Annotated in this window: 16 protein-coding genes; 4 read left to right on the forward strand and 12 right to left on the reverse strand. The window is 51.1% G+C overall.

All coding sequences use genetic code 11. The features are described 5' to 3' along the window. Positions 1-29: 29 nt before the first annotated feature. On the forward strand, positions 30-1,340 hold the full coding sequence (locus LG300_RS13255; protein WP_404375785.1) for an acetyl-CoA carboxylase biotin carboxylase subunit family protein: 1,311 nt from the start codon (positions 30-32) through the stop codon (positions 1,338-1,340). A gap of 10 nt (positions 1,341-1,350) precedes the next feature. Next, positions 1,351-3,375, forward strand: a complete 2,025-nt coding sequence (locus LG300_RS13260; protein ID WP_404375786.1) for a CocE/NonD family hydrolase — start codon at positions 1,351-1,353, stop codon at positions 3,373-3,375. 204 nt (positions 3,376-3,579) lie between these two features. Here the strand turns inward: LG300_RS13260 and LG300_RS13265 are convergent, their stop codons facing one another. The 5 genes from LG300_RS13265 to LG300_RS13285 all read right to left on the reverse strand — a co-directional run bounded on the left by LG300_RS13265 (position 3,580) and on the right by LG300_RS13285 (position 7,490). Next, positions 3,580-4,083, reverse strand: a complete 504-nt coding sequence (locus tag LG300_RS13265; RefSeq protein WP_404375787.1) for a ferritin-like domain-containing protein — start codon at positions 4,081-4,083, stop codon at positions 3,580-3,582. Positions 4,084-4,167: 84 nt separating this feature from the next. After that, entirely contained in the window at positions 4,168-5,004 is an 837-nt protein-coding gene (locus LG300_RS13270; protein WP_404375788.1) for a manganese catalase family protein, read from the reverse strand. A gap of 50 nt (positions 5,005-5,054) precedes the next feature. Then, positions 5,055-5,258, reverse strand: coding sequence for a hypothetical protein (locus LG300_RS13275; RefSeq protein WP_404375789.1), 204 nt, complete (start codon positions 5,256-5,258; stop codon positions 5,055-5,057). Between the two features lie 76 nt (positions 5,259-5,334). Next, the gene (locus LG300_RS13280) at positions 5,335-5,556 is read right to left on the reverse strand and encodes a general stress protein (protein ID WP_404375790.1); all 222 of its coding nucleotides are present in this window, start codon (positions 5,554-5,556) and stop codon (positions 5,335-5,337) included. A 326-nt stretch (positions 5,557-5,882) separates the two neighbouring features. Beyond that, entirely contained in the window at positions 5,883-7,490 is a 1,608-nt protein-coding gene (locus tag LG300_RS13285) for a methyl-accepting chemotaxis protein (RefSeq protein WP_404375791.1), read from the reverse strand. Positions 7,491-8,006: 516 nt separating this feature from the next. Here LG300_RS13285 and LG300_RS13290 point away from each other — a divergent pair. After that, positions 8,007-9,749, forward strand: coding sequence for a methyl-accepting chemotaxis protein (locus LG300_RS13290; protein ID WP_404375792.1), 1,743 nt, complete (start codon positions 8,007-8,009; stop codon positions 9,747-9,749). A 201-nt stretch (positions 9,750-9,950) separates the two neighbouring features. Here the strand turns inward: LG300_RS13290 and LG300_RS13295 are convergent, their stop codons facing one another. The 6 genes from LG300_RS13295 to LG300_RS13320 form a co-directional block, all read right to left on the reverse strand. Then, positions 9,951-11,177: an EAL and HDOD domain-containing protein gene (locus LG300_RS13295; RefSeq protein WP_404375793.1), complete on the reverse strand. Its 1,227-nt coding sequence runs from the start codon at positions 11,175-11,177 to the stop codon at positions 9,951-9,953. 84 nt (positions 11,178-11,261) lie between these two features. Next, positions 11,262-13,064, reverse strand: coding sequence for a response regulator (locus tag LG300_RS13300; RefSeq protein ID WP_404375794.1), 1,803 nt, complete (start codon positions 13,062-13,064; stop codon positions 11,262-11,264). 29 nt (positions 13,065-13,093) lie between these two features. Then, a complete protein-coding gene (locus LG300_RS13305; protein WP_404375795.1) occupies positions 13,094-13,618 on the reverse strand; it encodes a molybdopterin-dependent oxidoreductase in 525 nt (174 codons plus the stop codon). Positions 13,619-13,945: 327 nt separating this feature from the next. Then, the gene (locus LG300_RS13310) at positions 13,946-16,519 is read right to left on the reverse strand and encodes a response regulator (RefSeq protein ID WP_404375796.1); all 2,574 of its coding nucleotides are present in this window, start codon (positions 16,517-16,519) and stop codon (positions 13,946-13,948) included. Positions 16,520-16,523: 4 nt separating this feature from the next. Continuing rightward, on the reverse strand, positions 16,524-17,675 hold the full coding sequence (locus tag LG300_RS13315; protein WP_404375797.1) for an FIST signal transduction protein: 1,152 nt from the start codon (positions 17,673-17,675) through the stop codon (positions 16,524-16,526). A 50-nt stretch (positions 17,676-17,725) separates the two neighbouring features. Further along, positions 17,726-19,804, reverse strand: a complete 2,079-nt coding sequence (locus LG300_RS13320; protein WP_404375799.1) for a putative bifunctional diguanylate cyclase/phosphodiesterase — start codon at positions 19,802-19,804, stop codon at positions 17,726-17,728. 110 nt (positions 19,805-19,914) lie between these two features. Between LG300_RS13320 and LG300_RS13325 the strand changes: the two genes are divergently transcribed. After that, entirely contained in the window at positions 19,915-20,274 is a 360-nt protein-coding gene (locus LG300_RS13325) for an Hpt domain-containing protein (RefSeq protein WP_404375800.1), read from the forward strand. Here LG300_RS13325 and LG300_RS13330 read toward each other — a convergent pair. After that, positions 20,251-20,649, reverse strand: coding sequence for a hypothetical protein (locus LG300_RS13330; protein ID WP_404375801.1), 399 nt, complete (start codon positions 20,647-20,649; stop codon positions 20,251-20,253). The genes LG300_RS13325 and LG300_RS13330 overlap by 24 nt on opposite strands. Between the last annotated feature and the right edge of the window lie 143 nt (positions 20,650-20,792).

Genomic DNA, 20,792 nt, shown 5'->3' on the forward strand with positions numbered 1-20,792 from the left:
AGCCTAATCACTTACTAATGGAGTAGCGCATGAAACGGAATGTTTTTGTTATCGCACTGGAAGATAAGCAGAAACTAGCCATGCAGACACTAAGAGAGCAAAAAGACTTAGAGATTCATGGTTTGTTAGACGTCGCCACGGCAGTGGAAGCCGATAAAGTGTCATTTAATCAGCTGCTTTCATTAGCCAAGGAGCAGCTCAGCCATTATCCGGGCACGGTTGATGCCATTATTGCCCAATGGGACTTTCCTACCAGTGTGATCGTCCCTATTCTTTGTCAGCAGTACCAAATTCCGTCCCCCTCTATTACGAGTATTTTAAAGTGCGAGCATAAATATTGGAGCCGTCTTGAACAGCGAAAGGTGGTGCCTGACGTAGTACCCAATTTTTGCGGCATTGACCCCTTTGCCGACGACCCACTCTCGCAAGTAACGCTTGACTATCCGTTTTGGTTGAAACCGGTGAAAGCTTTCTCCTCACACTTAGGTTTTAAAGTCGAAACCCCTGCACAATTTGAGCAAGCCATTGAGGAGATACGGGCAGGTATTCGCCAACTAGGTGATGCCTTTAATGAAGCGCTTGCCTATATAAAGGTGCCCGATGAGATTGCTCACTTAGACGGTAACGCCTGCATTGCCGAAGAAATTATTAGTGGTGTACAAGGCGCGCCAGAAGGCTCGGTATTTAATGGTGAGTTTAATGTTCACGGCATTATTTCCCAACCCAAAGCAGAGAACTCTATCTCGCTGTTTGACCGCCTGGAGTACCCCAGCAACCTGCCTGAACACGTCCACCATAAAATGGTGGAAACCGCCAAAGCCTTTCTTACCCATATTGGCTTTAACAACGGCTGTTTTAACGCTGAATTCATGTGGGACGAGGCGCGGGAAAAGCTCTGGCTGATCGAGGTCAATACGCGTATTTCCCAATCCCATAGCGAAATTTTCGTCATGGTGGATGGCATGTCGAACCATGAGATCGCCATTGATATCGCCCTCGGCCAGCGCCCGTCGCTGCTTAACCGCCAAGGCGTCGCGCCTATTGCCGCTAAGTGCTTTATTCCCTTTGCCCACCAGGATGGTGTCGTGAAGCGCATTCCCAGCCCGGAGGAGATTGAGGCACTAAAGCAGCGGCTGCCCCATACCAATGTGGTGATTGATGTAGAGCCAGGCCAGCAGCTTAGCCACCTAGTACACCAGGATAGCTTTTGCTACCGCTTGGGCACGCTCTACGTGACCGGCAACACCCACGAGGAGATAGAGCAGAACTACCAGTACTGCCTGGAGTACCTGAATTTCGACATTGCGCCTATCGATGCTATTGAGCCTATCGATTCTTAAGGAGGCCTGCATGGAGATCGTTCACGACTTCCCCTACCCTATCCGCGAGATCGAAAACCTGTTTATCCCTATGCGCGATGGCAAGCGGTTAGCCGCTCGGGTATGGCTGCCTGACACGCCTGATGCCACGCCGTTTCCCGCCATTATGGAGTACATTCCCTACCGTAAGCGTGATGTAACACGGGGCCGTGATGCCGGCAATCATCCTTATCTGGCGGGCCACGGCTACGCCTGTGTGCGGGTCGATATGCGCGGCAGCGGCGACTCCGACGGTGTGCTTACCGATGAATACACCCAGCAGGAGCAGCAAGACGCCGTGGATGCCATCGCCTGGCTAGCCGAACAGCCCTGGTGCAACGGCAACGTCGGTATGATGGGTATTTCCTGGGGTGGCTTTAATAGCCTGCAGGTGGCGGCTAAGCAGCCGCCTGCCCTGAAAGCGATTATCAGCCTGTGCTCCAGCGACGACCTTTACGCCGACAATATGCACTACATGGGCGGCTGCCTGCTGGGGGATAACCTCTCGGAAGCGACGGTGATGTTTGCGTTTAACGCCCTGCCCCCCGATCCCGCGATGGTGGGCGAGCGCTGGCGGGAGATGTGGTTTGAGCGTATGGAGCACAGCGGGCTATGGATTGACCAGTGGCTGCGTCACCAGCGTCGGGATGCTTACTGGTCAACCAGTTCGGTGGGGGAAAACTACGCCGCAATTCAGTGCCCCGTTTATGCAATTGGCGGCTGGGCCGATGGGTTTACCAACACCGTCCTGAGGCTAATGGAGCATTTAGAGGTGCCGCGCAAGGGGCTGATTGGCCCGTGGGGGCATAAATACCCCCACCAGGGCATCCCAGGCCCTGCCATTGGTTTTTTACAGGAGGCGTTGCGCTGGTGGGACTATTGGTTGAAAGATAAAGATAACGGCATCATGGATGAGCCGATGCTGCGGGCCTGGCAGCAGGATAGCGTACCGCCGGATAATAGTTACGCCGACCGGCCAGGGCGCTGGCTGAGCGAACCCCAGTGGCCCTCGCCGCAAATTAGCGAGCAGTGCTACTACCTACAGCCTAATCGCTTAACGGTTGAGCCGCTGCCGGAGACACACACACCGCCTACGCTGGGCCTACAGTCGCCCATCAGCGTGGGAATGTCGGCGGGTAAGTGGTGCTCCTACGCCGCGACACCCGACCTCCCCGGCGACCAGCGGGAGGAGGATGGCGGCTCGCTGGTGTTTAGTAGCCTACCCTTAGACGTACCGCTGGATATTTTCGGCATGCCCATCTTGACGCTGACCCTCTCCAGCGACCAGCCCCAGGCCATGCTGGCGGTTCGCCTCTCCGATGTAGCCCCCGATGGCAAAGCCACCCGCGTAACGTATGGGCTGCTGAATCTCACCCATCGGGAAAGCGATGCAGAGCCAAGCCTGCTGGAACCAGGTAAGCAGTACTGTGTGCAAATCCCCATGAACGGCATTGCCCAACGTTTTCCGAAAGGGCATCAGCTGCGTATCTCTCTTTCTACGTCTTATTGGCCGCTGGCGTGGCTGTCGCCAGCCCCTGCCCAAGTGAACATCACCCTGGATAACTGCAAGCTGCACCTACCCGTGCGCACGGCAGCCGATGATGATAGTACCTTTGCCTTTGAGCCACCCGAAGCGGCCCCGCCGTTAGCGGTAACCACGCTAGTCCCTAGCCAGCATAACTGGCTGCTGCACCGCGACCTGGCTACCAAGAAATCCACCTTGGAAGTGATTAACGACCAAGGGTGCTTTCGTATCAACGAAACGGGCACGGAAATTCACCGCAGCGCGCGGGAGTACTACAGCACTGTAACGGATGACTTCACTTCTGCCCGTGGTGAGACCATCACCGAGAGCCACTTTAAACGCGATGACTGGGATACCGAGGTGTATACCCGCACGGTGCTGACCTGCACCAACAGCCACTTTATCGTGCACGCCCAGTTAGACGCCTACGAAAAAGCCTATCGGGTGTTTTCCAAGAACTGGGCCTCCAAGATCCCTCGGGATCATCTATAACAACAACGTACACGCGTTGCCCCATCGCTGCCCCGTACCAATGCAACCGCACGGGGCGGTTTTTCCTATCCTGTTCCTATCCTGTGCAACCGCCTGGAGAAGTTTTTTAGTGGCACAAATAGAAATACAAATAGAAATAGACGACACAAAAAACCCCGGCCTGGACTACCGGGGAAAGGGCGTGGCTAGCTATCCCGCGCTACGCTACTTCTTAGCCTGTACATCGTTGTCATTGGCGCGGGTAAGGAAGGTTCGTGTCGTTTCATCCAGGTGTTGGTCCAGCCAATCGGCCATGGCTTGCTCTTCCTTTAAAATCTCCTGACAAACCCTCACAACCTCAGGCTGGTTGGCCTGCTCGGCAGCGGCAATCAGGGCCTTATAGTTGGCAATTTCAAAACATTCAAAGGCATAGCTGGCGATACCGCCTTTCACTACTTCATCGCCAGCCATCATGCCGCCTAACGCCTGTCCAAAGGCAGACAGCTTACCGCCCATATCTTTCATGGCGGAGGTATCAATCCCCAATTCGGTCATCACCCGCTCCAGCTTTTCAGCTTGGTGTTCGGTTTCATGCAGGTGCTGATCAATCCGTGCGCGCAGGGCCGGATAGTGTTCGATCCGCTTCGCCTGCGCTTTCAACATCTCTTCCGCTTGCTTCTCCATAGCATGGGCATCGCGTAACCAATTTTCCAAATATTTGGCTTCCATCGTGCGCTCTCCTTGTTCATTAGCGGCATGGTTAACAAGCAACAGTTAACAAAAAATAGTTAACAAAAACATTTCCAACAACGCTTACTTGTTGGGGTCGATCTGCTCTTTCTGGGCACCCGACTTCTCTTTTGCACTGCCCAGGCTCGGCTCCTGGCCTTCGGGCGCGGGCTGGTTACGCACGCTGTAATGGCTGCGGCCATCCAGCGAAGGGCCTTCCGACCAGCGGCCTTTCGGTGCTTCTTTATCCAACAGTGTGTTGAGGTAGTAGTAAGAGTGCTGCATCGCCTCGTTATCTTCCGGCGTGGCGTTGGGAATTGGCAGCTGTTTCTCAAAGCCACCCAACTCCTCAATCACCGCTAACCACTGCTGCTGGTGGTAAGTGTCGCGGGCAATTAAGAAAGAGAGGAAATCTTTCATACCGTGGTCATCGGTCCAGTTATACAGGCGCGATGCCAAGACTCGGCCACCGGCTTCCGCCGTGGCGTTAGCCAGCATATCCGCGGCGATATTGCCCGTGGCGTACACATGGCTCATATCAAAGGGCACGCCGTTAGAGTTCACCGGCATGGCCGAAAGGCCGGATGAGAGCAGATGACGCGGGTTGGCTCCGCCCAGAATGGCATTCATGACTGGGTCTTTGGCGGTGGCCTCTTGATAGGAGACCGGCGCCCCCTCCAGGTTAAGGGCAACCGCGTGGCCCAGCATTTCGATATGGGAAAGCTCTTCCGTGGCGGTAGACATCAGCATATCGCGGATACGGTCATCGCCCCGTGCGCCCATGGCCTGAAAGAAGTACTGCATCGCAACCCGGATTTCACCTTCAATGCCGCCAATGGCCTGCTGCAGCAGCATGGCAAACTCCGGGTTGGGCTTATCAACCTTAACGGGATACTGTAACTTTCCAGAGTGGTGGAACATGGCGCTATTCTCCTAACGTAATTGCCAGGGGCACGCCCCTGGCAACAAACTTAAAGCTTCTGCTTTAGCAGCTTCCGTGCTTCGTCAGCGATTTCTTCGTAATGCTTTGCCACACGATCAAAAAACGCTTGGGCTTCTTGATCGGACTTCTTTTTAGCATCTTGAGAAAATTGCGAGCTTAGCTGAACACCTTGAGAGGCATGATATAGTGTGCTCACCATATCAAAGTTCTTATCGTTCACAGGACTATTCATCCTTGGCTCCTTGTGCCTTTAGCCTGAACGGCTAAAGGCACCCTTGAACGTGTAAAAACAGTTAAAAGCGTGCTAATTAACGGTTGTTACCACCACCGCTGTGGCTATTTTCGCCACCTTTTTTACCGGCTTCCGAGGCGCGCTCAGGGTCGTTGGCAAAGTTACCACCGCTTTTTTCGCCGCCTTTTTGGCCGATATCTTCGTAAAACTCTTTATCGTGGATTTTAGCGGTCTTTTCACCACCCTTCTGTCCTGCCTCTTCGCGGCTCATTCCCTTATCGTTGCGGTTATTCGCCATGATAAATCTCCTTTTCATGAATTCGGCAAAACCAACTCATCTACTGGTACTCGATGTGTCGTTCGAGTTATTTGAGAGTAGCTAACCTCACACTCTTATCAAGCAGGCACACGGCCACAAGACAACGTTTAACCTTTATAGAAAACACTGCCTATATTCATTAAATCAATTACCGCTAAAGCACTAACAAATTCAAACAAGTAGCTAGTTTTAGCGTGTTTAACACCCCCACCGAGGGCTAAAGTCGAATAAAAAACGCCCCTTGCCATATATCAGGCAAGGGGCGTTTCACAACCTATGTTAACAGTAATAGCTAACCAAAAGGGTTATCGATCAGACAGTGCAAGCGCCTGGTTGTACTCGGGTAACTTAAATACCTCTACAGCACTCAGCAGCTCATTCGCATGCTCTTGTAATTGCGTAGCAGACTGAGCACCCTCTTGAATATTGAGTGCATTACGCTGCGTGACGCGATCCATATCGGTAACAGCAGCATTCACTTCTCCGACACCTTTGCTTTGCTCTAAGCTAGCATGGCTGATCTTGTGCATGATACTGGTTACACGCTCAATAGCAGCGACAATCTCTTCAGTTGCTTTGCTCGCTTCTTCTGCCTGGCTGTCCCCATGCTTCACGCGCTCTAAGTTGCCGGTAATCCGAGCAGTAATTTCACTTGCAGCTTCGGCACTACGTTGGGCAAGCTTGCGTACCTCTTGAGCAACCACAGCAAAACCACGCCCATGCTCCCCCGCACGAGCAGCTTCAACGGATGCGTTGAGTGCGAGGATATTGGTTTGAAATGCAATCGAGTCGATTGTCGAAATGATCCCTGCAATTTCTTGGGAGCTCTCACTTAGAGCTTTCATAGTTTCTGTCACCTGGAAAACAGATTCCCCCCCGCGCTTAGCCGTATTGGCGGCACCGTTTGCTTCCTCGCTTGCCTGCTGGGAGTTATCTGCATTCTGCTCCACAGTACCGTGCAGCTCATCCATCGCGGTCGACGTTTGGGCTAGCGCGCTCGCCTGCTGCTCCATACTAGAAGCTAAATCATTGTTGCTTTCAGCGATTTGTTGGCTATTACTCGCCACGGTCTCAGCTGAGCGCTGGACTTGAGCAACAAGATCACGTAGCTGGTCAACCATATTCGCGAGAGCTGACATAATGCTGTGGTCATCACCCGGGGCGAGATGCGGCTTGACGGTAAGGTCACCTTGACCAACCGCCTGTGCAAAGGCCCGTACCTCATGTGGTTCTGCACCAAGCTCTTTTATCAGCTGACGAGAAATAAATACGGCAATACCGATACCCAGCAATATAGCAAGCGCAGTTAAGGTAACCATCAGCTGACCAAAACCTTCAGCCACGCTGCGAGCAACCACTGTGTCATCAGCACTTTGCGCTTCTTGGTAATCTATAAAAACATTGATAGCGTCAAGCCACTCGGCAAAGGTGTCTCCCCCTTCCCCAACGGCAATTTCGCGGGCGGTAATAAAGTCTCCTTCACGGCGCTCGCTTATGATCGCTTGCGCATAGTCACGGCCGCGCTGAGCAACACGGTCGATATCAGCAAACAACGCTTTCTCACGCTCTGAAATAATTTCTGGGTAGTTGGCAAACATCGCCTGCAGGCTCTCCTCAGCTTCCCGATAGTTGTTTGCTAGACGCTCATAAAGGTCGACTAGTTCATTGACGTCAGATGCTTCGCTCACCAACGTGATATCACGCAGTGCAATGGCCCGGTCATGCACGCTGCCACGAAAGTTAATGGCATGGCGCATCAGCCGACCATTGATGTCATTGATTGAGTGAAGCCGCTCATCAATTGTGTTAACGCGGTCGATCCCTACCACAGTGAGCACACTTAAAATCACCAAAAGCGCACTAAACCCTGTCATCAGGCGGTGACGAACTTTGAAACGTGCAAAATTCAGCATATGGGCGTTCCTGTCTTATCCAATTTTTGATTAATCCTAATTTATTATACACAATTTGTACATAGATTTTACAGCACTTGCCTATACAACGCCTGGACAGCCATGTGGTGCTTGGTTCAGAGTAATGGCCACACATCAGCCTGTGAGGTGTGAGGTGTGAGGTGTGAGGTGTGAGGTGTGAGGTGGCCATTGGGCTGCAAAACGGACAGAGAGGTTTCAGAAAGTAAAAGATTGTCACAAAACAATGTATTTTTTAATTCATTTTGTTAGCATCAATGCCTTAGAAGTTGTCAACATAACAGACTCACCTCTATCGTAAGGAAGGCGATCAATTGGACAATATAGTTAGTACCCATATTTTATATTGTACACTTACACAAAATTTTTCCTGCGCGGCTTTCGCTACAAACACTCGCCACACCTATAAAAACGACAAATAACAAATTGTAATTTAACTATATGAAAATAAAAAAATAACACCCTGACGGTTCATGAATAACTTAAGGATGAACCAAGATGCGTGATAATGGCCCAGTAATTCAGAGTGAGTACACCCTTGAAGACGGTGACGTACTGATCTCAAAAACAGATAAACAAAGCCGTATATTGTATGCTAATCAAGCCTTTATCGATGTAAGCGGCTATAGCTACGAAGAGCTAATCAGTTCACCGCACAATATTGTTCGCCACCCGGATATGCCAGAAGTGGTTTTCAAAGATATGTGGGACGATTTGACAGCGGGTAAATACTGGTCAGGGTTGGTTAAAAATCGCCGCAAGAATGGCGAGTACTACTGGGTGCGAGCTAACGTAGTTCCCATCCGTGAAGGCAATCAGGTAACAGGCTTCTGTTCTGTTCGCGTCAAACCCAGCCGTTCAGAAGTCACACATGCTGAAAAGGTTTATAAAGATATCCGCGAGCAGCGAGGGCGTTATAGGGTCAGGCACGGCACCGCTTACCGATGCACTCTACGTCATCGCCTTTTGCCTATTAACTTTCAAAGCATGCGTGTTAAAACGGCTCTATCTAGTCTTGTAGGATTGTCATTATTTAGTGGTTTAGGCATCAGTGCTTCTATTGCCCTGTCACACACAGCACCAGAAAGCAATATGAACCTCATTTTCCTTGCAGCTGGCATTATAGGCGGCTTAGGCATGGGTCTTTGGCAATGGTTTAATGGCTTACGCAGCCGCCGTTTTATGTATAAAACTAACGATTTCGCTTTACAACTTGCCGCTGGCAATTTAGCAGCGGCTATTCCACAGGTTGGCAAAAGTGAGATGGACAATACGCTGCGCACCATGGATTTTATGCGCCGTTCACTCGAAAGGTTAATAGGCGATATTAACGAGCGTGTTGCCGTTGTACGCCCTGCGGTAGAAAGTATTTCAGGGAGTAATGAAACGATGGCAGCACGGCTTGAACAGCAGGCTTCAGCAGTTCAACAAACTGCAGCTAGTACTGAAGAAATTTCTTCCACAGTGCAACAAAGCGCTCATAACGCGCAACAAGCTAGCCATGCTTCGGTAGGTAATGTGAATGCGGTAGACCATACCAGTAATATTATGGGGCAACTCGCAGAAGCTATGGAAGAGATTACCCAGCACGCAGAGAATATGTCCAGCATTGTTCACACTATTGATACCATTGCTTTTCAAACTAACATTCTAGCGTTAAACGCGTCAGTGGAGGCTGCTCGCGCAGGCGAACACGGGCGCGGGTTTGCAGTTGTCGCAGAAGAAGTCCGCAAACTTGCACATCAATCTGCCGAAGCAGCCAAGCAAGTGCAAAGTCTCATCGAACAAGCACGTCAAAGCATTCATAGTGGTCAGGCGCAAACACATGAAGCTACGAATGCAATAAAAGACATTCGCGAGGCTAGCCACCAAGTGAACGACCTTATGGAGGAGATTACAGCGGCAACGCGTGAGCAAAGCAAAGGTGTCAGCCAAATTAGTCGCGCCATTAACGATATTGATCACAGCACGCAGTCCAGCTCTTCCAGCATGGCTGCATATAAAGAGGCAACCATACACCTTGTCGAACAGATGCGCTCTTTATCTCACAGTACCATGGCATTCCTTAGTGAGAGCGAGCAGCGCGCTGCCCTTCAAGCAATATCTGGTTCTAAAAAGCAAGCACCGCACTTACAACCACCTGAGCTAGTGTATAAAGGCGAACCCACTCAGAGCTTCCAGCCCACCTCTTACCGCTTAGGTCAAACAGCACTTGAAGATGAGAAACTAGAGCAGATGTAAAGAGCTTCATATATAAGCAGAAAAGCGCTGGCAATGGTGCCAGCGCTTTTCTGTATATTAATATCAATACTCAAACTAGCCTGACCTACATTTGAATCAGATTTACTCTTGCCCTGCTCACGACCAACTCCTCGGTCTCAGCCATGGGTGGCAGCAGCGTAGATTCAAAACAACGTGGCGTATGTCGCTGCCCTCTGAGCCTTACGCCTCATTTAACGAGTGGTTAATTAATGAATCCGCCCAGGCAACCGCCTTCAAATAATCATCGTTCAGAAGGCTCAACACATTTCCGCTGACTTGATTCAGTGACCCTTGCTCGAAGCGCTCTACCAAGTTAAGTAGCCGCCCAAGCCCTCCTTCTCGGTTAAGTAACGCTTTTTTAACCGTATCGTCCAGCGGAACTGAAGCCAGTAATGACTCCATTGGTTCACCCTCAATCTGCCCGATTAACGAAAGCAGCCCTAAAGTAAAGGCGGTGCCCTCCTCTACATCTTGCAGATGGCTGGCTATATTTCGACAAAGCGCTGCCCGTATCACCACTTCTCGAAGCTGCACCGCCTGAACGGGGTCGTTGCGTGAAAGCGAAAGCGCCGCAGCTAACGCCCTTAGACGTCGAGCGCCTAACAGCTGGACTGCTTCACGCAGGCTACTCACGGTGCGCACTAGGTTGGCATGTGCCGCTGAGTTTAGCTGTTTAAAAATCAATTGGCACAAATGCGGGTGCTGCACCAGCAGCTTCTCCAAGGGTTCCAGATCCAAGTCATTCAGCGCTAACTCAGCAAGCAGCTGCATCTCTACCGCTGGGTTACTAGAACGCTTTTTGTTTGGTGTTTGAATATGATTAGGAGGGGCAAAAACAAATCCTTGGAATAGCTGAAACCCCGCCTGCTTTGCCTTTTCCAGCTGCTCACGGTTCTCTACAAAGGTGGCTATCAGCGTTAGCGACTCCCGCTGATAGCGTGACGGCCATTCCCAGGCATCTTTTCGCCGCACATCGACTTTTAAAAAATCGGCACTATCGAGTACAGCATCTTGATGAATCTCTAGCGTAGTATCGTCGACACAAATTAAATAACCCTGTTGGCGCAGCTGTGTCAGCTGCTCTAAGACATCTGGCTCAGTCAGCAACGACGTAGGAACTTCCGCTACCAGCTGGCTATTCGGCAGCGGCATAATATCTGGGTTATTTACCCACTCAGCTGTAGCGTTAAAAAACAGGCGCCGCTCACCAACTAATGCTTGTAACCCCACTTCGTAAAAAGCAGTCGTACAAGCACGCGCGGTAGCAAGCAAAGGATCGTCAATTTGCGCAAAGTCAGCACCCGGCTTCGCTCTATACAGTAACTCATCAGCGACATGGACAAAGCGCGCATTACAAATCGGCTGGAGTGCGACCCCATAATTGGATAACGCCGTTTTTTCGGTCACCACAACCTCTTTTTTAACTTCAGTTTTGAATTACGCAGGCTCGCCATTGGACACTCCAACCGCGCCTAAACCCTACTACGCATTTCAGCTCTCCGCATTGAGATAAGCATTCAGGCGCCGTTGCAACGTAGTAGCATGTACTGGTTTGGTGATTACCTCTTGCATACCCGCATCTAAGCAGCGCTTGCGATCTTCCGGCATTGCATTAGCGGTCATGGCTAGGATCGGCGTGGTATTGCCACGCGCTCGCAGGGTTTGTGTCGCTTCTAGCCCATCCATAACGGGCATTTGCATATCCATCAAAATAATATCGAAGTGTTTTTCAGCCGCTTTATCAACGCCTTGCTGACCATCCTCGGCAATTTCTACCCGATGGCCAAGCTTCGACAACTGCTTACGAATTAGCATCTGGTTAATTGCATTATCTTCTACCACCAAAATATTCGCCTGCTTAGCGGCAGTATCACTGGACAAAGGCTCAGCGCTCGGCAGTTCAGCACGTGGTAAGGAAAGCGTGAAATAGAAGCAGCTACCTTCATTAGGCGTACTCGTCAGCTGAATATCGCCGCCCATGGCTTTGACTAATTGCTGGCATATCACTAGCCCCAACCCTGTCCCTTCACGCTGACGCGAAAGCGACGTATCCACCTGTGAAAAGGGCTGGAACAGCTTTTCTTGCTGCTCTGCACTCATCCCACAGCCAGTGTCAGATACGAGGAAGGTGAGTAGTAATGTTCCTTCATCCTGGCGCTCTGGTGACACCTCTAATACAACGCTGCCTTGATCAGTAAACTTAAACGCGTTGTTCAGCAAGTTCATTAACACTTGACGCAATCGGTCAGGATCTGCTAACACCACTCCAAGCGAATCTAAGTGCTTGCAGTGAAACGCTACTTGAGAACCCCGTGCGCGCAGTTGGTAACTCCGGCATAACGTCGTGAGAAACGTATCTAGCAGAAACGGGCGGGGAGAAAGCGATAGCTTTCCCGCCGCAATCCGCGAGTAATCGAGAATGTCGTTAATCACTGTCGATAACGCATGGGTGCTATCACGCAGCGTACTGAGATACTCACGTCCCGTCGCACTGGTCACCACTTCGTCTTCGAGTAGATCTGTTATACCCACGATGCCGTTAAGAGGCGTGCGAATTTCATGGCTCATAACCGCCATAAAATCTGACTTAGCTTGGCTTGCTTCTTCCGCTTTATGCCGAGCGCTCTCAAGCTGTTCATTCGCAATTTTTAATTTTTGCTGACGCAACTCCAAGGCTTTGCGCTGGTGTCTGAGCTGAATCAGTAGCAATAGACCAGCCAGCATCGTGAGAGAGACTAAAATCAAGGTGGCACGAATTAGCGTATCCAGGCTTCTCCTGTCAGCTTGTCGCTGCCGTGAAAAGTAGTGATTCACCTCGGTCGCAATCTGCCCAGTGGCATGCTGCACGTCGTTTAAAGCTTGGTTTAATACCTCCCGCTGCTGCGCCAAGGTAGTAGGGCTAAGCGACATAAAAGTGCTATCCAGTGCTTTTATATCAGCGACGACCTGATCAACCTCATACTCACGCAGCTGTACGCGACGAATCAGCTCTGCCACCTGGCCACGCTCGATGACTTTTAGTCGACTGTAAAGAATATCGTAGGCCAGTCTCACCTCATCAAGCATGTCAGGTGTTGCTTCTAGTAGCGTGATACGAACATCGCGCACTTCACGGTCTAGCTGGTAAGAGGCCCAAACAGCATCCTCAAAAAGCCGCTTATTCGGTGCCTGGTGCTTATATAGCGCGAGGCTGCCAAGCGTTAACGAGGCAATAAAAAAGACGCTAATGCCAACAACCGATAGCAGGTTTCTGCGAATAAAACCGGGTAGCTCGCGATAGAACGCATTGGGCATTTCAGTACCTTTGTGACCCCAGCAGCAGCTCAGTCAATAATTAAACGATTTACTTGCCACGCTGAGCGCGCATAAATGGTTTCCCGGTTTAACTCAGGATGCTCATCATAGGGGTAGATCACAAAGATTGGGCCATGCTCGCGAACGCTCATCGGGTTGCCATTGGCATGGGTGGCCAGGATAACGTCGTACTCAAGGAGGTCCTCAACCGGTATGCTCACTTCGTAATCATTGAGCGCAATAGCACGCACGGTGTCTCCTTCCGCCCCTAAGGTATCCAGCAGCACGCGTGCTAAAGGCCCCTTAAATGTCATTTGCTGATCATGCCAAGGTGTACTGGTCACAGTCGTATGGCTTTCCAACGCTTCCAGCATGGCATAGTCAAACACCGCGGTATCATCCGCGTTGGTTTCGCTAATGTTTCCACTAACAGTCAGGATCACGCGCCCCTCAGGGGTATCAAGACCAAAACTTACTGACGCGCTGAATAGGCCAACCGCCAGCAGTGCTGTTTTGCCTGCTGTTATCCACGCTTTTGATAATGTTTTTGTCATTGCCATCGTTAAATAACCTTTTATTCGCAGTAGACACCGAAATATATGCTTATAAGCACAGTTTTTAAGTGCAATGTTTCGAGCACGATATTTCAAGCACAATGTTTCACGCTCAATGTTTCAAGCACAGTGTTGTTTAATATCTGCTGCAACATTGATGCCAACAAAATAACGCACCTTGGCTGGTTAGATTGAAAACAATTGCAAAACCTGGCGGCGGCTCGTTCGGGCATGCCGACAGCTTTACGCCTTGCGCTGCCGGCGGATAGCCGTGAACCGTATATCCTCGCGTAGCCTTTGCAGTGTAAGCGGCCTGGTTGTTGCCCATTATTTCAGCCCATACAGAGCGTGCAGCTCTTTTTCTAGCGCTACAAGCATATAAGAGAGTTCACGCAGTAGGCGTTGCAGCATAAGGGGCGAGCTCTCTTTTTCTGCAGCCTGTTGTAAATTAGCAGCGTACCACTCAACAGTCGGTACGCTAAAAGGACGTAAATCCTCTTGCAATGCATGTGCATAGCGGGCAATTTCATCTGCGCTTGGGGCAACGGCAAGGGCATGCTGGATACGCTCCTGATGCTTAGGTAGTGAATTCAGCAAAAGCCCTACCAGCGATGCGACAACGCTTTCATTTCCACCAAGCTGTTCAACACTCGCCTGCCAATCAAAAAGGCTATCAGAGGAAAAGGCTGCCGGAGCATTACTACACGAGTTAGCAGTACCCGAATCTTCTTCTGATGTATCCACCTCTGGCGTCACTACTTCTGCCATGGCTAAGAAATCATCCAGCAGCATCTTGTTAGTAGATAACTTAGGCTCTTCACTACGCTTTCGCTGTGTGGCGGCTGCTTCATGGACCCGTATGATTTCACTTTCAAGCCGCTTAGCATTAACCGGCTTGGCCACATACCCTTGCATACCTTCACTCAGATAACGTTCGCGATCCCCTTTCATAGCATTAGCTGTTAGGGCAATGATGGGGGTTTCAGGTAGCGCAGCTTGCGCCTCATAATCGCGGATAGCGTAAGTTGCCTGAATGCCATCCATTACCGGCATCATCATATCCATTAAGACAACATCAAACGCCTGCTCTTTGAATTTGGCCACTGCCTCTTCACCATTAGCAGCCACCTCGTAAACAGCGCCAAACTTATCCAATAGTTTCAACGTCAGCTTCTGATTAATCTTGTTATCTTCCGCCAACAAGATTGAGAGCGCGTGCGCTTTCTCAGCGCTAACCTGTGGCTCACTATCGGCACCACGCTGCAATGACGGCGTTTGCTGTTCACGTAGAAGCTGCTGCAGATCGTCTAACGTTAACGGTTTAGTGATGTAACCTGGAATACCTAGTGCCTGACAACGCTGCGTATCGCCCGCGAGTGCCGAGGAAGTGACAATGCGAATTTGGCTTGGCTGTACCAAACGCTCTTCAATGAGCATCTCTGCTAGGGTGTAGCCACTCATTCCCGGCATTCGCACATCAATCAGCACGAGGTCAAAATCGCTCTGCGCATTCGGCGGATGGCGCAAGCGAAAAAGCGCCTCTGGTCCGCTGGTACAGAGCTCAAAAGGTACCTTTAGCACCTTCATCATGGCACTAAAGACATCTCGGTCGATCTGCTCATCTTCAACGAACAGCACTCGGTGTTTGCTTGGGTCAAAGCGCTCAGCTTCAGTATCTTCCACAGGAGCGGCTAATGGCACCGGAAGGTGGAACGTCATACACGTACCATGGTGTAAGCGACTACTAGCCCAAATGCGCCCCCCCATAAGCTCCACCAGCTGTCGGGTGATGGCGAGTCCTAACCCCGTTCCTTCAAAGCGTCGATTTGTCTTGGTATCAACCTGTTCAAATGCTTCGAAAATGCGCTCAACTTGATCTTCTGGGATACCAATACCCGTATCGCTAACCTTAAATGCAATCCATGCAAGTTCACCTGGTGCTTCGCTAGGCGGTGGTTCTAGCAGCGATACATCGAGTGTCACCGAGCCAATCTCAGTAAATTTTAGCGCATTCCCTAACAGGTTCGTGAGCACCTGCTGAAGCCTCAAGGTATCTACGGCAATGTAGCGCGGTAAGCGCTCGTCTACACGGTAGTTAAGGCGCACTTCCTTAGCCAGCGCTCTTGGGGTCTGCGCTTTTAGCACTTGACCTAGAAATTGATAGAAGTCTGCATTTTCAGGGCGTAGGTCAAGCTTGTTGGCCTCGATTTTAGAGATATCAAGCAAAAGATTGATGATCTCTAACAAGTGATCCGCACTGATACGGGCTAAATTGAGGTACTCTTCTTGCTCTTTAGTCAGCGAAGTACCCAGCACTAAGTCCAGCATCCCCATGACCCCATTCATAGGGGTACGGATTTCATGGCTCATATTGGCCAAAAAGCGGCTTTTGGCTAGGTTCGCCGCTTGCGCCTGCTGAATTTTCTCCTGCAACTCCTCCTCATAAAGACAAGCGCGCGCTGCATTGGCCAACTTTTCCATCAGTTTTGCCAACGACATAAACAAGCGATGGGAAAATCCATCTCCTTTACGACGCAACAGCAGCAGCCCAAAGTGCGGGAGCGAGAACACGTAGCGCTCCCCCTCGGGATAAGGCACACGCATTGGCATCTGCTCATGCAGCGCTGCGAGCGCCTGCACATCACTGGGCAGGCGCAGTGATTCAACAAACGCCACATGTTCGGGCTGATTAAACAGCCCACGGGGAATACAAAGAACTCGCTCCCAATGAACCTGGGTACCTTGCTCATTCACGCTCTGTTGCAGCACACAGGCGCTTACACAATTTAGTGTTCGCACCGCCGTGCCGATACTCTGCGTTAGCATGGGCTTGAGGTTAAGGCTCTGCCCAATGGCCAGCGAGATTTCGTAAAGGATGTCGGTTTCGGGCCGTGTGTCCACGTGCTTATCGCTTCTTTAGGTCACTAAGTGAGGTGTCGAGGAGACCCAGCACCGTTGTTTTATTGTAAAACTCCAGGTAATCACTGCCATTATTAGCAATTTCCCCGAGCGTGAAGGCTCCAAATACCTGCCCTTGCTGGCTCACTGCCTCAAGCTCACGCGCCATATCGTCCTCCAGAAAAAGCACGCGGGAAATACAGTCAATCAGCAAGCAGTCGGGAAATACCTGGCCTTTTGGCGCAGCCGCAAACGCGGCCTCTCGTGCTTGCCCTGCCGCTGCAATCAGAGACTCTGGGTTTCCATGTAACAGCTTAACCGTACACCCTTCCGGCACCTCCCCTACGCACACAACTGCTCCATCTTGGGTCATTTTTAGCGGATCACGCACCACCATTTCCGCTCCAAACTTAGCAATCCCCAAAGGGTAAGACTTGGCAATAGAGAAGAAATTAGCATGTGTGATGTTTTCGCCGCTATGAGCGTAAATCATCGCTTTATAGACGTCTGCCGCTGGCTGCCAATCAATGCTTTTGATGACGTTACGATCGCTAGACGTCACAATCGCGCTGTCACTAATAGGTGTCCAGCCATGGGTAACGCCTATAAAGCTTGCCACCGGCAGCAGCGCCACCAGAGCAACATCGCACCTTAGCCCTTGCGGTGTCATGATGCAGGGACGCTGCTCAAAACTAAGCGAGCCAGCGCCGCCTCCAATGAAGTTATGGTTAAGGCCAAGCGTGAAAAACAGGCTTTCTAAGAGCGCCCCTATCCGCGATGCTAAGCCGTCTACCAATACAAGATGCGTACCTTCTGCGGCCTCTAATGGCCACTGCTCGGCCCACACTTCGACTGTTTGTGCAAAATCAGCGGTAGGATCGCTTAAGCCCTCAACCACGCCGATATGAGGAGCGTCTGCCATACCGATCAGAAGAGTTCCCTGCGTATGGTTTTGCCCCTGGTACGCAATCTGCGGAAAAATCCCCCCGATTACCGGGACACAGGCACCCATCAACCACGTATCGATATATTCGGGCTGCCAGCCATTCGCATCACACGCCAGCACAAGCACTGCTTCAACACCAGCCTGTGCAGCAAGTGCCGTAAGAGCGGCGCCAAAAGCCTCTGGCGTGCCTGTCGGCTCAAACATTAGTTGCATACTTCCCCCTGTACACCCCAATACCCTATGCCATTTTTTTAATGCTATTTTTATACTGTCTCTGCCATGCGGCTTTCAGAGGCAACCATTTTCTGCAGGAACTGAAGGCATGCCGGTGGCTCCATAGGCCGTGCCAATAAAAAGCCTTGAATCTCATCGGTATCAAGCGCATCAAGGTAATCACGTTGACGCTGGGTCTCTACCCCCTCAGCGATGGTCTTTAAGCCCAGCCCTTGGCTTAATGCCGTCAGAGAGCGAATAATGGCACGGCTAGCACGCGACTCAGCAACCCCAACGACAAAACTGCGATCAATCTTTAATGTATCTAAAGGGAAGCGCAATAAATACTCGTAGGATGAGTGACCAGTGCCGAAATCATCAATAGCGATTCTGAAGCCTAGCCCTTTTAGCTCATGTAAAATCGCAAGTGTCGCCTCGGGGTTACTCATCGCCGTGCTTTCAGTGATTTCAAGCTCCAACTGATGCGGTTTAAGCCCATAGGCGGCGACATGCTCGGCAATGCGCTTCGCCAGCCCAGATTGCTCAAACTGCAATGCCGATAGGTTGACACCCATGCAGAGGTGTAGCCCCTTGCGCTGCCACTCAGCCAATTGCCGACAGGCTTCCTGTATCACCCAGTCGCCCACCTCAACAATTAGCCCACTCTCCTCTAACAGTGGGATAAACGTTGCTGGCGATATCACACCTTTTTCGTGATGCCGCCAACGCAGCAGCGCTTCCACCCCAACAATTTCTCCGGTGCCCAAGTACTGTTGCGGCTGATAGACCAGAAAGAACTCTTCACGCCCAAGAGCTTTACGCAGATCAGTCTCTAAGCTCAGCAGGCTTTCATCTTCACTAACATCTACCTCGCTAAACATTACCAGCCGCTGCGTTACCGCCTGATGGCGCGAAAAGCGCTGAGCCAGCAGTGCCGTGCGTAAAAGCTCCTCGCTAGTGGCTGCCTCGCGTGGATAAAGGCTACCACCCGCAGTAAAGTCAACAAACACCTCGGCGTTATTGATCACACACGCGCGCGCCAACGGCATCAGCCAAGAGTGGTAGTGATGCTCCACTTCTTCTTCGGCGGCTTGTGGAATTGCCACACCAAAGGTATCGGCTTCCAAGCGGCACATAAGCGCATCAGCGGGCGTACTCTGCTTCAGCCGCTGGGCAAACAGTGCTAGCACCTGATCACCGGCCTGAATGCCTAGCACATCGTTGATGCGGTGCAGCCGACTGATATCAATCACTATCAATACCCAGGGAACCCCTGGCGACGCGCTTAGCTGCTCATCCAGCAAATTCAAAAACAGCCGCCGTTTGGGCAAGTCGGTAAGCTCATCATACTCAGAGAGATAAACCGCTTTATCCTCAAAGGCACGCTGTGCTGTTACATCCTGAAAAGCACCCACCAGTTGGTTGTCGGCATTTTTGCTACCGCTTTGTAGACGCAGCTTGCGCTCAAACTGACCGCTGCCTGCGGTCACCTCCAAATTAATGCCTCCTCCCCCCTCCTCGGCTGTGTTAAGCGCTGCATCAAGCCGCAACCGATCAGTAGAGGGAAGGAGTGCCAGCAGCGCATCGCGATGATGGGGTAACTCCTCCCACTGCAATACCTCGCCTGCATCGGGTGACCACGTAAGGGCACCGTCATCAAAACTGAGTTGCCAAAAGCCCAAGCGGGCCAGCTTACAGGCACTGACCTGCTCAACCTGCGTGTCGCGCAACGCTTTTTCGCGCGCCGCACCTCTTAACGCATATTTCACCCGCTCAGCAAGCAGTGGCAAATTAATCGGTTTGGTAATGAAGTCGGTCGCCCCTGACTCAAAGGCTTTATCAATAGACGCAACATCGTCTGAACCAGTCAGCATCAATAGAGGAATTTGCTGAGAGGCACTACCCGCCTCCCCCCGCCGAATGGAGGTGACCAGCTCAAACCCATTACGCCCCGGCATGTTGACATCAATCAACGCTAGGTCAATTACGTTGTCACGGCAAAGCGCTATCGCTTGTTCCGCATCAGGTGCTTGAAGCACCTCATATCCTTTGCGTTTAAGTCCAGACGACGCGAGTAAACGAATCGTCGGGTCGTCGTCAACGACCAACAGCGTGAGCATTGATGCCATCAACCACTCCTCAATAGCGCATTATCAGCTAATGCATGTAGACAATGTTTCCAATTATCCTTCATTATTTATCGCAATCATACAAACGAACGCCACGCTAGGAATTGGCAATGCCCCCTCTACTCGACCACTTAACAGAATTTGATATAACCACTGGCCTGGAATACGCCGATAACGATGAGGAGCTCTATATCGAAGTGCTGGCCATGTTTTACGACCAGCTAATCAATGAATTCCAAACCCTACCTGAGCGCCTCAGCCAGCCAGGTGAAGTCGTCACGCGCCAGGTGCACACTCTCAAGGGGTCAGCTGGCTCTGTTGGCGCAAGCCGAATAGAGGCAGCTGCAAGCGATATTGATATGGCCCTGAAGAGGGGTGACAGCGTTAGTGCGGAGCAGGCACGTGCTCTTGATGACGCCATTCAGGCCAGTATGGCGCAACTACGCTCAGTGGCACAGAGTGCCCTGTGATCCGTAAGCTCCTTGCTGCTTGAAAGCGCAGCGCGTGCGTTGAATCAATGGCGGCATTTGGGCGATCAGATCGATGAGTTCACTAAACGCTTCACGCTCGGCTACGCTGAACAGCTGCGTAGCAAACCAAGCAAGGCCAATGCAGCCATAGTGCTTTGATTCAGCATATAGCGCTTCGATTTCTCGCAATAAAGAGGGGCCATCTTCGCACTCCGCATAGCTGAGCAGCTTGACCTGGCGAGCGTTCAAGCGTGCAAGGTAACTTCCCAGGCGAAGCTCTAGCGCATCGTTACCATAATGCTGCATCAGGGCATGAAGCGAGATAGCGTTAATCCACGCGCCTTGAAAGCTGGTATATTGAAGCGGAGTAAGCATAGGAAGAACCTCGTGCATCACCAAATGGATACGACTTATGCTACCGCACGCAATGTTGAGCAAATGTCATAGATTGTAAACAATAGGTTCAACAGGCACTCTCTTAACTACGCGCTACCTATGCTCACGTTGTGTCTTGTTAG

Origin of the sequence: Vreelandella aquamarina, from assembly GCF_044805175.1 — a bacterium.
Classification (GTDB): Bacteria; Pseudomonadota; Gammaproteobacteria; order Pseudomonadales; family Halomonadaceae; genus Vreelandella; species Vreelandella aquamarina_B.